16 protein-coding genes and 1 tRNA gene are annotated in these 12,544 nt (G+C 67.4%); 10 read left to right on the top strand and 7 right to left on the bottom strand.

Annotated features, from left to right (window positions below; genetic code table 11):
- Nucleotides 1-8 precede the first annotated feature (8 nt).
- Nucleotides 9-122: a DUF4402 domain-containing protein gene (locus tag ACIQ1T_RS17385; RefSeq protein WP_395945818.1), complete on the top strand. Its 114-nt coding sequence runs from the start codon at nt 9-11 to the stop codon at nt 120-122.
- A gap of 29 nt (nt 123-151) precedes the next feature.
- On the top strand, nt 152-331 hold the full coding sequence (locus ACIQ1T_RS17380) for a hypothetical protein (RefSeq protein WP_395945817.1): 180 nt from the start codon (nt 152-154) through the stop codon (nt 329-331).
- Between the two features lie 23 nt (nt 332-354).
- Here the strand turns inward: ACIQ1T_RS17380 and rpiA are convergent, their stop codons facing one another.
- Both rpiA and glmU read right to left on the bottom strand, forming a co-directional pair.
- On the bottom strand, nt 355-1,038 hold the full coding sequence (rpiA, locus tag ACIQ1T_RS17375) for a ribose-5-phosphate isomerase RpiA (RefSeq protein ID WP_395945816.1): 684 nt from the start codon (nt 1,036-1,038) through the stop codon (nt 355-357).
- Nucleotides 1,035-2,414 (bottom strand): bifunctional UDP-N-acetylglucosamine diphosphorylase/glucosamine-1-phosphate N-acetyltransferase GlmU, encoded by a 1,380-nt coding sequence (gene glmU, locus ACIQ1T_RS17370; RefSeq protein WP_395945815.1) that lies wholly within the window; start codon nt 2,412-2,414, stop codon nt 1,035-1,037. Before glmU ends, rpiA begins: the two co-directional genes overlap by 4 nt.
- Nucleotides 2,415-2,472: 58 nt before the next feature.
- Here glmU and ACIQ1T_RS17365 point away from each other — a divergent pair, with 58 nt between their 5' ends.
- The 3 genes from ACIQ1T_RS17365 to ACIQ1T_RS17355 all read left to right on the top strand — a co-directional run bounded on the left by ACIQ1T_RS17365 (nt 2,473) and on the right by ACIQ1T_RS17355 (nt 4,712).
- Nucleotides 2,473-3,192, top strand: coding sequence for an HAD-IA family hydrolase (locus ACIQ1T_RS17365; protein ID WP_395945814.1), 720 nt, complete (start codon nt 2,473-2,475; stop codon nt 3,190-3,192).
- A 99-nt stretch (nt 3,193-3,291) separates the two neighbouring features.
- Complete coding sequence (locus tag ACIQ1T_RS17360; protein ID WP_395945813.1) at nt 3,292-4,581, top strand: dicarboxylate/amino acid:cation symporter; 1,290 nt, start codon at nt 3,292-3,294, stop codon at nt 4,579-4,581.
- 56 nt (nt 4,582-4,637) lie between these two features.
- Nucleotides 4,638-4,712 (top strand) — tRNA-Val (locus tag ACIQ1T_RS17355).
- A gap of 4 nt (nt 4,713-4,716) precedes the next feature.
- Here the strand turns inward: ACIQ1T_RS17355 and ACIQ1T_RS17350 are convergent.
- Nucleotides 4,717-4,929: a hypothetical protein gene (locus ACIQ1T_RS17350; protein WP_395945812.1), complete on the bottom strand. Its 213-nt coding sequence runs from the start codon at nt 4,927-4,929 to the stop codon at nt 4,717-4,719.
- A 143-nt stretch (nt 4,930-5,072) separates the two neighbouring features.
- Here ACIQ1T_RS17350 and ACIQ1T_RS17345 point away from each other — a divergent pair, with 143 nt between their 5' ends.
- The gene (locus tag ACIQ1T_RS17345) at nt 5,073-5,285 is read left to right on the top strand and encodes a hypothetical protein (protein WP_395945811.1); all 213 of its coding nucleotides are present in this window, start codon (nt 5,073-5,075) and stop codon (nt 5,283-5,285) included.
- 5 nt (nt 5,286-5,290) lie between these two features.
- On the opposite strand, the gene ACIQ1T_RS17340 is transcribed toward ACIQ1T_RS17345, so the two are convergent.
- The 3 genes from ACIQ1T_RS17340 to ACIQ1T_RS17330 all read right to left on the bottom strand — a co-directional run bounded on the left by ACIQ1T_RS17340 (nt 5,291) and on the right by ACIQ1T_RS17330 (nt 7,639).
- Nucleotides 5,291-6,508 carry an LL-diaminopimelate aminotransferase gene (locus tag ACIQ1T_RS17340; protein WP_395945810.1) on the bottom strand — a complete coding sequence of 406 codons (1,218 nt, stop codon included), beginning with the start codon at nt 6,506-6,508 and terminating at the stop codon, nt 5,291-5,293.
- A gap of 163 nt (nt 6,509-6,671) precedes the next feature.
- On the bottom strand, nt 6,672-6,863 hold the full coding sequence (locus ACIQ1T_RS17335; RefSeq protein ID WP_395945809.1) for a hypothetical protein: 192 nt from the start codon (nt 6,861-6,863) through the stop codon (nt 6,672-6,674).
- A 107-nt stretch (nt 6,864-6,970) separates the two neighbouring features.
- Nucleotides 6,971-7,639, bottom strand: a complete 669-nt coding sequence (locus ACIQ1T_RS17330) for a pentapeptide repeat-containing protein (RefSeq protein ID WP_395945808.1) — start codon at nt 7,637-7,639, stop codon at nt 6,971-6,973.
- 312 nt (nt 7,640-7,951) lie between these two features.
- Between ACIQ1T_RS17330 and ACIQ1T_RS17325 the strand changes: the two genes are divergently transcribed.
- Nucleotides 7,952-8,092 carry a hypothetical protein gene (locus ACIQ1T_RS17325; RefSeq protein ID WP_395945807.1) on the top strand — a complete coding sequence of 47 codons (141 nt, stop codon included), beginning with the start codon at nt 7,952-7,954 and terminating at the stop codon, nt 8,090-8,092.
- A 66-nt stretch (nt 8,093-8,158) separates the two neighbouring features.
- A complete protein-coding gene (locus tag ACIQ1T_RS17320) occupies nt 8,159-9,529 on the top strand; it encodes a class II 3-deoxy-7-phosphoheptulonate synthase (RefSeq protein WP_395945806.1) in 1,371 nt (456 codons plus the stop codon).
- On the opposite strand, the gene ACIQ1T_RS17315 is transcribed toward ACIQ1T_RS17320, so the two are convergent.
- A complete protein-coding gene (locus ACIQ1T_RS17315) occupies nt 9,507-10,715 on the bottom strand; it encodes an FAD-dependent oxidoreductase (protein WP_395945805.1) in 1,209 nt (402 codons plus the stop codon). The genes ACIQ1T_RS17320 and ACIQ1T_RS17315 overlap by 23 nt on opposite strands.
- Before the next feature lie 206 nt (nt 10,716-10,921).
- Between ACIQ1T_RS17315 and ACIQ1T_RS17310 the strand changes: the two genes are divergently transcribed.
- Both ACIQ1T_RS17310 and ACIQ1T_RS17305 read left to right on the top strand, forming a co-directional pair.
- Nucleotides 10,922-11,497 (top strand): prephenate dehydratase domain-containing protein, encoded by a 576-nt coding sequence (locus tag ACIQ1T_RS17310; RefSeq protein ID WP_395945804.1) that lies wholly within the window; start codon nt 10,922-10,924, stop codon nt 11,495-11,497.
- 280 nt (nt 11,498-11,777) lie between these two features.
- On the top strand, nt 11,778-12,536 hold the full coding sequence (locus tag ACIQ1T_RS17305; RefSeq protein ID WP_395945803.1) for a chorismate mutase: 759 nt from the start codon (nt 11,778-11,780) through the stop codon (nt 12,534-12,536).
- Nucleotides 12,537-12,544 lie beyond the last annotated feature (8 nt).

Here is a 12,544-nt window from a genome sequence, read left to right as displayed (position 1 = left end):
CCAACGCCCTGGGTTCCGCCGGCTCGCTGGCCTTCACCGTCGGCGGTTCGGTCCCCGTCGCCTCCACCACCACCACGGGCGCCTACACCGGATCCTTCACCGTCTCGGCCGCCTACAACTGAGTGCAACAGAGTTTTCAGGAGTAAATCCGATGCGTACCCCGAACGAATCCGAACAGGCCTTCATCGAAGAGAACATCCTGTTCACGCTGAAGGCCCTGGCCGAACTGGCCGAAGCCTCCGGTTCGCGCTTCCAGTCGTCGCTGAAGGACTGCGTCACCTGGCTGGAATGCGACCAACTGGACTACGCCCTGTCGCAGACGCTGAACTAGAGTGGTTCAGGGCGCGTCCCTGATCAGGGGGTGATGGTCTCGACGCCCTGATCCTGACCGATGATCGCCAGATCGGCGAGGTCCAGGAACAGGCCGTGCTCGACGACGCCGGTGATCAGTTTCAGGTCGTCAGCTAAACGGACCGGATCGTGAATGGCTTTGCAGGCCGCGTCATAGATCAGGTTGCCGCCGTCGGTGCGGATCAGGCCGCGGTCCGCCTGGCGCACCCGGGCCGGCTGGTTGATCTCGTGATCGATCAGGACGTCGGCGATGCGGTTGGCCGTGGTCTTGTGACCGAAGGCGACCACCTCGATCGGCAGGGGGAACGTCCCCAGAACAGGCACCACCTTGGCCGCGTCGGCGATGACGATGCAGCGGCTGGAGGCCTCCCACACCAGTTTCTCGCGCAGCAAGGCCGCACCGCCGCCCTTGATCAGGGCGAGGCCGGGACCGACCTCGTCGGCGCCGTCCACAGTCAGGTCGATACGGGGCGTGTCCTCCAGCGTCGACAGGGTCAAACCCAGCGAGCGCGCCAGATCGGCGGTGGCTTCCGAGGTCGGGACGCAGCGCAGGCCGGACAGGTTGCACGCGGCCAGGGCCTTGACGAACCAGGCGGCGGTCGAGCCGGTGCCCAGGCCGACGATCATGCCGGCCTCGACATGGGCGGCGGCGGCTTCACCGGCGTTCTTCTTCTGGATATCGCTCATTTCGACTGATCGCTCTTGGTTTGGGCGGCCTTGGCCGCCTCCTTCTTGGCCCTGGCCTGCACGCGGAAGGCGGCGGCCGCTTCGGGTTTGACGGTCTGGCGGGCCCGGCCGAAGGCCAGGGCGTTCGCCGGGACGTTCTCGGTGATGACAGAGCCTGAGGCGATCAGGGCGCCGTCGCCGATGACGACGGGCGCCACCAGGCTGGAGTTGGAGCCGACGAAGGCGCCGGCGCCGACCTCGGTCCGCGCCTTGTTGAAGCCGTCGTAGTTGCAGAAGATGGTCCCGGCGCCGAGATTGGCGCCCGCGCCGACCGCGCCGTCGCCCAGATAGGCCAGGTGGTTGGCCTTGGCGCCCTCGGCCATCTTCACGTTCTTGACCTCGACGAAATTGCCGATCTTGACGCCCGAGGCCAGGTCCGCGCCGGGACGCAGCCGGGCGTAGGGGCCGACCTCGGCGCCGGAGGCGACGCGGGCGCCCTCGACATGGCTGAAGCTGCGGATCCGGGCGCCGCCCTCGATCACTGCGCCGGGGCCGAAGACGACGAAGGGCTCGACCACGGTTCCGCCGCCGATCTGCGTATCCCAGGCGAAATGGACGGTGTCGGGCGCGCTCATGGTCACGCCGGCGGCGAGGAAGGTCTCGCGCTGAACCTTCTGGAAGAGGGCCTCGGCCTGGGCCAGTTCGGCCTGGGAGTTGACGCCCATGACGGCGTCCTCGGCGGCGAAGACGGCGCGGGTCGGATGACCGCCCTTGCGCGCCAGCTCAACCACATCGGTCAGATAATATTCGCCCTTGGCGTTGTCGTTCTTCACGTCGGCCAGCAGCGCGAAGAGCAGGGCGGCCGGGGCGGCCATGACGCCCGAGTTGCAGGCGGTGACCGCCAGAACCTCGGCCGAGGCCTCCTTGGCCTCGGTGATGGCGGTCAGGGTCTCGCCGTCCAGGATCAGGCGACCGTATGCGCCGGGATCGCGGGCCTCGAAACCGATGACGGTGACGCCGTCTGAGTTGAAGACGGGTTCGATGTCGCCGGCCTTCAGCAGGGGCACGTCGCCATAGGTGACCACCACCTCGCCGTCGAAGCCGGACAGGGCCTGTTCGGCGGCGCGGACGGCGTGGCCGGTGCCCAGCGGCGGATCCTGAACGGCGACGGCGGCCTCGCCCAGGCGTTTGACGACATGGGCGCGGACCTCGGGCGAATGGTCGCCGACGACGACGACGATCCGTTCGCAGCCCAGCCCCTCGGCCGCGTCGATGGCGTGGTCCAGCATGGCGCGGTGGGCGACCGGGTGCAGCACCTTGGGCAGGGGCGACTTCATCCGCGTGCCCTGGCCGGCGGCGAGAATGATGGCGGCGCGGGCGCGCGTCTGGCTGGTCATGAATCGTCTCGCGGTCTAGTCGTCCTGCGATCTAGCCCATCATGCGGGCCAGCGGGAGATGTGGATGACCGATCGCGACCTGGAAGGCTGGACCATCGCCTTCGACCTGGATGGGACGCTGGTCGATTCCGCCCCGGACCTGATCGGCACGCTGAACAGGCTGCTGGTCGAGGAAGGCCTGCCGCCCGTGCCGATGGACTCGGCCCAGACCCTGATCGGATCCGGCGCGCGCGCCCTGCTGGTGCATGGGTTCGAGGCGGCGGGGGCTTCGGTCGAGAGAGCCGAGTCGGAAGAGCTGTTCGAGCGGTTCCTGGTCGATTACGCCGCCCATATCGCCGACGGGTCGCAGCCTTTCGAGGGGGTGGTGGAGACGCTGGAACGGCTGAAGCAGCGTGGGGCGATCCTGGTGGTGGCGACCAACAAGCGGTCGGACCTGTCGGAACTGCTGCTGGCGAAGCTGGACCTGACCCGGCATTTCGCCGCCATCGTCGGGCCGGACCGGGTCAGCGCGAGGAAGCCCTCTGGCGCGCACCTGAAGGAGGCGGTCGCGATGGGCGGCGGCGATCCCGAGCGCGCCATCATGGTCGGAGACGCCGCGCCCGACGCCGGCGCAGCCAGGGATGCGGGGATGCCCTGTATCCTGGTCACCTTCGGCTTCACCCCGGTTCCGGTCGAGGAGCTGGGCGGCGACGTGCTGATCGACGATTTCGAGGATGTGGAAGAGGCGATCGACGGCATCCTGTCAGATTTCTACGTTCTGAAGGCGCTGAAATTCTGAGGCCGGGCGACAGGAAATCTGTCGCGGAATGATCGCCGACGCGGTTGCGGATCGCCTTCGCGATGGACAGATTGGCGCACCCCTGTTGAAAGTGTCTCGATGATCGCCGGTTTCTTCAAAATCCCCCTGTGGCAACGCACCTTCGCCGGTCTGGCCCTGGGCGTCATCGCGGGCCTGATCCTGCGCGAGCGGGCCGAGACCTGGCTGCAGCCGATCGGCGACGTCTATCTGAACCTGATCCGCATGGTGGTGGCGCCCCTGGTGCTGTTCACCATCGCCAGTTCCATCGCCAAGCTGGGCGAGGGGGCGGGCGCCGTGCGGCTGGGCGTGCGGACCATCGTCTGGTTCGCCATCACCTCGCTGCTGGCCGTGCTGGTCGGTTTCGCCTTCGGACACATCATCAATCCGGGCGTCGGCCTGTCCAACCTGCCGCTTGGCGAGGTCAAGGAACGGGTGATTCCGACGCCGCTGGAGGTGCTGATCGGGGTGGTGCCCACCAATCCGTTCGCGGCGCTTGCCGAGGGCAAGGTGCTGCAGATCATCTTCTTCTCGGCCCTGATCGGCGTGGCCCTGGTGGCGCTGGGCGACCGGGCCCAGGGCGTGCGGCGGCTGGTGGACGAGGGGGCGGCCGTCGTCTTCCGCATCACCCGCTGGGTGATCCAGTTGACCCCGTTCGGGGTGTTCGGCCTGATCGGGTCGGTCGTCGGCGGTTACGGCTGGGAGGCCCTGCTGCCGCTGCTGAAATTCATCGGGGCCATCTACGCCGCCTGCCTGTTCCACATCCTGGTTGTCTATTCGGGCCTGCTGAAGATCCACGGCCTGAAGGTCACCAGCTTCTTCCGCGGCGCCTTCGCGGCGCAACAGACGGCCTTCGCCACCTCGTCCTCGCTGGGCACCCTGCCGATCACCCTGCGTCAGACGGTCGAGCGTCTGGGCGTGCCCCAGGCTTATGCCGCCTTCGCCGTCCCCCTGGGCGCGAACGTGAAGATGGACGGCTGCGGCGCCATCTATCCGGCCATCGCCTCGATCTTCATCGCCCAGTATTTCAAGATCGACCTGAGCCTGACCCAGTACATCCTGATCGGCCTGACCGCCGTACTGGGCTCGCTGGGCACGGCGGGGGTGCCGGGGACATCGATCGTCATGTTGACCCTGACCCTGTCGACGGCCGGCCTGCCCCTGGAGGGGATCGGCTATATCGTCGCCATTGACCGGATCATCGACATGATGCGGACCGCGACCAATGTCACCGGCCAGATGCTGGTGCCGGTTCTGGTGGCCAAGGAAGAGGGCGTTCTGGACGAGGGCATCTACAACGGTCATGTCGCCTGGCTGCCGGGCGATCCGGACGCCGAGACGCCCGAAACCGTGCAGGCCGCAGGAATCTGAAACGGACGCTTGCGCGAGTCGGTCGGTCGGGCTACATCGCCGCCTCCGCAAGGCAAGGACGCGTAGCTCAGCGGGAGAGCACCTCGTTCACACCGAGGGGGTCACAGGTTCAATCCCTGTCGCGTCCACCATTCCTCAAATCCTTCCACCCTGTCCTGCGGTCGCCCACGAGCGTTGCTCGAGGCGGATGGCGCTCTTGATCACCTTGGCCGCGAGACCATTGTCGATCAGGATCTGTTTCATCGCCTGACCGGCGCCGCGCATCGGCAGGGGTTGGTCGAAATATTCGCGCCAGTAGCGGTCGAGGACGGCGTCCTCGCGGCTCAGTTCTTGTGTCCAGGTCGTCATATGACGGCTCCATCGTCTGATGGACATCGGATCGCGCCGGGCGCGCGATCTGTCCACGGAGCGGCGACGCGCAACGGTCTGAATCGCACCAAAGTTACATCTTCCGACCGATGTTTTTCGGTTCGGCTGAAAGAGAGACGCTCATGCCCCAGGTCAATGACACGGTTCACGTCCGCTTCTCGCTGCGCGGGATGGGCGGGCCGTTCTGGCAGACGAACGCCGTCGTCGCCTGGGTCGGCCAGGGCGAGGTTCTGCTTGACGGATTCGACCGACAGGTCGCTGCGGCGATCACCGAGCTGAAGCCGGCCGGGGCGAACCGCTGGACCCTGGACTGGGAGGTCCGCCGCCGGCCTTGAAGGCTTCAGATGTCCTTGGTCTCGCGGCTGGGCGGGACGTTGACGCCCATCGACTTCAGATAGGTGCGGATGTTGCGCGCGGCCTGGCGGATGCGCTGCTCGTTCTCGACCAGGGCGATGCGGACGAAGCCCTCGCCGTTCTCGCCGTAGCCGACGCCGGCGGCGACGGCGACCTTGGCGTGGGTCAGCAACTGTTTGGAGAACTCAAGGCTGCCCAGATGCGCCAAAGCCGGGGGCAGGGGCGCCCAGGCGAACATGGAGGCGGCGGGCTTGGGAATGTCCCAGCCGGCGCGGGCGAAACTGTCGACCAGGACGTCGCGGCGGCGATGATACAGGGCGCGGTTCTGTTCGACGATGTCCTGCGGGCCGTTCAGGGCGGCGACGGCCGCCGCCTGGATCGGGGTGTAGGCGCCATAGTCGAGATAGGACTTCACCCGCGCCATGGCGGCGATCAGCTTGCGATTGCCGACGGCGAAGCCGATGCGCCAGCCAGCCATGCTGTAGGTCTTGGACAGGGAGGTGAACTCGATCGCGACGTCCTTGGCGCCCGGCACCTGCAGGATCGAGACGGTCGGCTTGCCGTCGTAATAGAGCTCGGAATAGGCCAGATCGCTGATGATCCAGAGGTCGTTGGCCTTGGCGAAGGCGACCGCCCGTTCATAGAAGGCCAAGTCCACGGTCTCGGCCGTCGGGTTCGACGGATAGTTCATCACCAGGATCTTCGGGCGCGGCACAGTGTAGGCCATGGCCCGCTCCAGCGCCTCGAAATAGTGTTCGTCCGGCGTGGTCGGCACGCTGCGGATCGCGGCGCCGGCGATGATGAAGCCGAAGGTGTGGATCGGATACGAGGGATTGGGGGCCAGGACCACGTCGCCCGGCTCGGTGATGGCGGTGGCCAGGCTGGCCAGGCCTTCCTTGGAGCCCATGGTGACGATCACCTCGGTCTCGGGATCCAGATCCACGCCGAAACGCCGGCCGTAGTAGTTGGCCTGGGCGCGACGCAGGCCTGGAATGCCCTTGGAGGCCGAATAGCCGTGGGCGTCCGGCTTGCGCGCCACCTCGACCAGCTTGTCGATGACATGGGGCGGCGGCGGCAGGTCCGGATTGCCCATGCCCAGGTCGATGACATCCTCGCCGGCCTGTCGGGCGGCGGCTCGCATGGCGTTGGTCTCCGCGATCACATACGGAGGCAGGCGCTTCATGCGATAGAATTCTTCGGACATCTCGGTCTTCGCGGATGGACGTTTAAGGGGCGCAAGCGATGCCACCTATGACGTCGTCGCGAAACAGAAAGATCGGCTCCAACGCCGATTTGCGCGCGAAAAACGTGTGGGCGGGCGGCGCCTGACGTCCGCCATGGGCACGAACTGTGCGAGAAGCCGATCGTCAGGGGGCGAAGGAGCGGGGCTCCTGCGCGATCCGGCCGGGCGTGCGCGGGCCGAACTGGGGGCCGCGCCGTCGCCGCACATGGTCGGACAGTCCACGCACCTGGGCCTCGGCCACGCCGTCGCGATCCATCAACTGCCGGACCATGGGGTCGGCAAGCATCTCATCCAGGGTCAGGTCGTAAGGCGCCATATCGCGTCTCCGGCTCTTGGTTTCGTTCCCCTGAGCGGGAGATGGGAAGGCGGGCGACGGGCGCCAGACTCCCAGGGCGAATGTCGTCGAAAATTCATGGCCGGCCGCTAAAGCACCCGCAGCCCCAGTTCCGACAGCAGGGCGGCGGCCTGGGCGCGGGATATGGTCGCGCCCTTGAACCGTCGGGCGTCGTTCAGGCGCAGGCCGCCCAGATCGGCCCCGCGCAGGTCCGCCCCCTCGAAACGCGCATCGACCAGATGGCTTTCGCGCAGGCTGCAGTTCTCCAGAACCGCGTCGCGGAAGTCGCAGCCGGCCAGGTCGGCCAGGGAGAAGTCCAGGGCCTCCAGCGTCTGTTTGCGGAAGGAGAAGCCTGCCAGCCGAGCCGAGGCCAGGGTGGTCTCGACGAAGGTGACGCCCGTGCTGCGCGGGCGCGAGAAATCGGCGCCGGTCAGCTTGCAGCCGGTGAACACGGCTTCCGACAGGCTGGCCCCGACGAAACGAGCGTTGTTCAGATCGCAGGAGCGCCAGTGCGTGGACTCCAGCCGCGCCGCCGTGAACACCGCCATGGCGCCGCGACAACCCGAAAAACGGGCGTTCTCCAGCCGGGCGCTGGTGAAGTCCGTCCGTTTGAAACTGCAGCGCTCGAAGCGATAGCCGATCAGATCGAGATTGGAGAGGTCGGCCTCGTCCAGCACGCATTCCGTCAGCAGGACTTCAGCATCCGCCGAAAGCGCGGCGATGTCCGAACGGGAAAGGCTCTGGCCCTGGAATGTCATGAAGCGGCTCGCGGCATGGGTGTCTCGGAGCGGGCGCTACCATATGGACTGTGGCCCAATTTCGGCAGACCCTCGGCGTGACAGGTTGCGACCGATGACCCGCGTAAGTGAACAGGAGCCGGGGAGGCGCGTTCTTGGGACATGTCTATTCTAGCCAACACCCTGATTCTGTTGCACCGCCTGGTCCGGTTTGTGAGCCGCAAGCCGCGCCTGCTCTAGGCCGTCGTCAGCGGCCGGAACGATTTGGAGATTGCGTCTCGCGCGCTGGACCGCCACTTTCACATCCAGACTATCGACCAGACGAGGACGCCCATGGCCCGCAAGCCCAACTATAGTTTCGAACGCCAGGAACGGGAACGCGCGGCGGCCATCAAGGCGGCGGAGAAGGCCGCAGCCAAGGCTGAACGCAAGGCCGAAGCCGCCGGTGAAAAGGCGCCGCCCGCCGAGGACTGACCCTCCGCCGCAAAATCTATTCGTGTTTTCGTTGTTTGGGCGGCCGCAAAGCCCTATTCTTGCGCGATGACACGCTGGACCCCCGAAAGCTGGAGAACGAAGACCGCCCTGCACATGCCGGCGGACTATCCGGATCCCAAAGCCCTGACCGCCGTCGAAGACGAACTGCGCGCCCTGCCGCCGCTCGTGTTCGCCGGCGAAGCGCGCCACCTGACGTCGAAACTGGCCCAGGTGGAGCGGGGCGACGCCTTCCTGCTGCAGGGCGGCGACTGCGCCGAGAGCTTCAAGGAGTTCTCGACCGACAATATCCGCGACACCTTCCGCCTGATCCTGCAGATGGCCGTCGTCCTGACCTTCGCCGGCCGCAAGCCGGTCGTGAAGGTGGGCCGGATCGCCGGTCAGTTCGCCAAGCCGCGTTCGTCGCCGCTGGAAGAGATCGGCGGGGTCGAACTGCCCTCCTATCGCGGCGACATCATCAATGGCATGGGGTTCACGCCGGAAGAACGCGTGCCCGATCCGCAGCGTCTGATCCGGGCCTACAATCAGTCGGCCTCGACGCTGAACCTGCTGCGCGCCTTCGCCGGCGGCGGCTACGCCGACCTCTACAACATCCACCGCTGGACCCTGGGCTTCGCGGGCGACAACGCCGCCGGCGCCCAGTACCGCGAACTGGCCGACAAGATCACCGAGGCCCTGGCCTTCATGGAGGCCGTCGGCGTCACGCCCGAGACCCATCCGGACCTGAGCCGTGTCGAGGTCTTCACCAGCCACGAAGCCCTGCTGCTGAATGTCGAGAGCGCCCTGACGCGCCTGGACGGCGGTTCGGGCGAATGGTTCGACACCTCGGCCCATATGCTGTGGATCGGCGAGCGCACCCGTCAGCTGGACGGCGCCCACGTCGAGTTCATGAAGGGGATCAAGAACCCCGTCGGGGTGAAGTGCGGTCCGACCATGACGGCCGACGACCTGCTGCCGCTGATCGACGCCCTGAACCCGGACAATATCTCGGGCCGCCTGACCCTGATCGGCCGTTTCGGCCACGACAAGGTCGGCGAACGCCTGCCCAAACTGATGCGCGAGGTGAAGGCCTCGGGCCGCAAGGTCATCTGGTCGATCGACCCGATGCACGGCAATACGCTGAAGGCCGGCAACGGCTACAAGACCCGGCCGTTCGACCGGATCCTGGGCGAGGTGCGGACATTTATTGATGTTGCGGAGGCCGAGGGCGTCCACCCCGGCGGCGTCCATCTGGAGATGACCGGCCAGAACGTCACCGAATGCCTGGGCGGCGCCATGCCGGTGACCGAGGACGACCTGTCCAACCGCTATCACACCCACTGCGACCCGCGCCTGAACGCCGACCAGGCGCTGGAGCTGGCCTTCCTGGTGGCCGAACGGCTGAAATCGGGCCGCGTCAGCCGGTCGGAAGCCGCCTGATCGAAGGAAACAGGGGGGCGACGAGACCGATCGTCGCCTCCGCCTCCTCGCGATCCGGCGTTTCGTCGTCGAGACCGACGCCGTTCATGTCGTTGCGCGTGTTCTGAACCACGATGCCGTCCGGGCGCGACAGGACGGTCACGCCCCGGAAATGCAGGCCGTAGTTCGCCTCCGGCTGGGGCGCGAGCCAGGCGATCTGGCCGCGCACGGGCGTCAGATCCTTGTCGCCGAACAGGGCGCGCGCGCCGTAGCCGGTGCAGTTGATCACGATCTTTTCCGGCAGGGTGGTCAGTTCGGACGGCGCATTGAATGTCCGCGTCTCGATCCGGCCGCCATGTGTCAGGAACTCCGTCTCCAGCCTGTGGGCCAGTTCGGTCACATTGAACTGCAGCGAACTGCCCATCCGGGTCTCGCCGACCGCGAAGGGCGAGGCGGAGGCGGGGAGGGGGAAGGATCTCGGCGTCAGACCGTTCAGCCGCGCCTCGAAGAAACGGATCGGCTTGACCCCCAGGCCGGTGCGGATCGGCAGGGGCGCGGGTGGACGCGGCAGGTCGGCCTCGCCGGACAGGTAGTAGCGGTCGCTGAAGACGACCGAGTCGCCCTCGGTCCCCAGATAGGTCTGGTGCGTCGCATAGGTCTCGCGCGCCATCTGCTCCCACAGGGGCTGGAAGTCGGCCGAGATGCGGTCGGCGTCGGCGACGCGGCTGTCGGGCGTCCAACTGCCTGTGGCGCGCATCGAGCGGGTGAAGGCGGCCCGGTCGCGGGCGTAGATGGTCACCCGCGCGCCCATCCGCTGAAGCTGCAGGGCCGAGGTCAGGCCCAGGGCGCCGCTGCCGAGCACGGCGATGTTCGGCGGGCCGCCGGCGAGGCCGGCCAAGGCCATGGCCTTGCGCGCGGCTATGGCGCTGGAGCCCCAGGACAGGGACCAGCCGCTGCCGCCGTGGCCGTAGTTGTGGACCACTCTGGTCTCGCCGACCGGCTCGACGTCCAGGCGCGGGCCCGTGGGGCGGAAACCCCGAGTGCAGACGGTGATGCGGATGATCCGCTCGGGCGTCATCAGGATCGGCGAGATCCGGCGCGGCTCGAAGCCGGTCACGGGAACCGTAGGCGTCACGGCGCAGCCGGCGACGGTTCCGGCCAGGCCGGTCAGGACGGCGCGGCGGCTGGCGTTCGAGACGGCGGGCATGGGACGCTCCGGGGGGAAGGGAGCGGTCAGGCTAACGCGGCTGCGGGCGGGCCGATAGCAGGCGCGCGTCACATTCGGCTTGTCGGAACGGGGGCGGCGCCGCAGATACGCTTCGTATGCGGTCATGGCGCGGACAAGGATGTTCCGTCTGATCCGACTGCGAACGACGAGAAAGGCTTTCGGGCGCGAACCCGGAGGTGACGGACATGGAAACGCCTGCGCACCAAGACGAAAAGCCCGGTCGGGTCGCCTATCAGGGCGCGCCGGGGGCCTTCAGCCACGAGGCCTGCACGGCTCTGCGGCCCTGGGACGTCGCCGTGCCGTTCGAGACTTTTGCGGACGCCATCGACGCGCTGAAGTCGGGCGATTGTGATTGCGCCCTGATCCCGGTGGAAAACTCCTCCATCGGCGTGGTCGAGCCAGCGGCGACCCTGGTGCGCGAGTCGGGCCTGAAGGTGGTCGCCGAGGCCTGGCGGCCCATCCGCCACGCCCTGATGGGGCTGGAAGGAACGCGGATCCCCGACCTGAAGCGGGTGCTGAGCCACCCCATCGCCCTGGCCCAGTGCGAACAGACCCTGAAGGGCATGAGGCTTAACGTGGTCGAACATTTCGACACCGCCGGCGCCGCCCGCGACGTGGCCGAGGCGGGCGATCCGAGCCAGGGCGCCATCGCCCCGCGCAACGCCGCCGAGGTGTACGGCCTGTCGATCCTGCGCAACGATTTGCAGGATTCCGGCGATAACCGGACGCGTTTCGTCCTGCTGAGCGCGGTTCAGGGTTGACGACGCAAGGTCTTTGCGTGCTTTAAGGCCCCACGGATCGCAAACGATCCGCATAACCGGACCCGGACCCATGTCCCGCCAGCGCGTTCTTTCTGTTTCTTCCAACCGTTCGCGCGCGGTTTCCGGCCTCTATTTTGGCTACGGCTTTTACGGCTTTCGATACGCCGGCTGAGGCGTCAGGCGCACTTCGTCCCTGACAGTCTCGCCGGCGACCGCTCTGAACCAGAGCGGCTGTCCGCCCCTGCACATCGAAATCCTCCCATGCCGAAAGCCGAAATCCATGACCAATTCCAACGTCCAGCAAGTGTGGCCTGACGTGGCCGAACTGACCCCCGAACAACAGGCCCTGGCCGCCCTGCGCGCCGAGATCGACAGTATCGACGACCAGATCCTGGCCCTGTTCGAACAGCGTCTGGCCGTCGCCGCCACCGTCGGCCGCGCCAAGGACGCCCCCAGCGGTCCTCACACCAAGCTGCGTCCCGACCGCGAACAGACGGTGCTGTCGCGGATGCTGTCCAAATGCCAGCCCGAGAACGCCGAGGCGGTCGAGCACCTGTGGCGCGAGATCGTCGGCTGGGGCCTGGCGCGTCAGGGCCGGCTGCAGGTCCAGGTCTGGGCCCCGATCGAACCGACCCGCGCCTATGACGGCGCCCGTCTGCGCTTCGGCGCCGCCGCCGATATCAGGATGGTGCGCGACCCGCAGAAGGCCCTGGCCTTCGCCGCCGAGGGTCACGGGATCGCCGTCCTAGCCGTCAACACCGAGGACAGCTGGTGGATGGGCCTGCGTCGCGAATGGTCGATGCTGAGCGTCTTCGACGGCTACGGCGGCGAGACGCCGACGTCGCTGGCCGTGGGCAAGATCGATCCGCCGGCCCTGCCCAAGGGCCGCCGTGTGGTCGTGACGGCCGGCGGCGACGCGGGCGACGGCGGCGGCGCGCGCCGCTGGGGCCTGAACACCCACCACGGCTGGACCATCGCCCTGACCGACGCCGATCTGGCGCCGGGCGATGCGGAAGGCTGCGTCGGCGCGATCGGCTGACCGTGCCG

The sequence above is a fragment of the Brevundimonas sp. genome, assembly GCF_044336875.1.
In the GTDB taxonomy this organism is placed as follows: domain Bacteria; phylum Pseudomonadota; class Alphaproteobacteria; order Caulobacterales; family Caulobacteraceae; genus Brevundimonas.
This window is presented reverse-complemented; position numbering and strand designations above follow the sequence as displayed.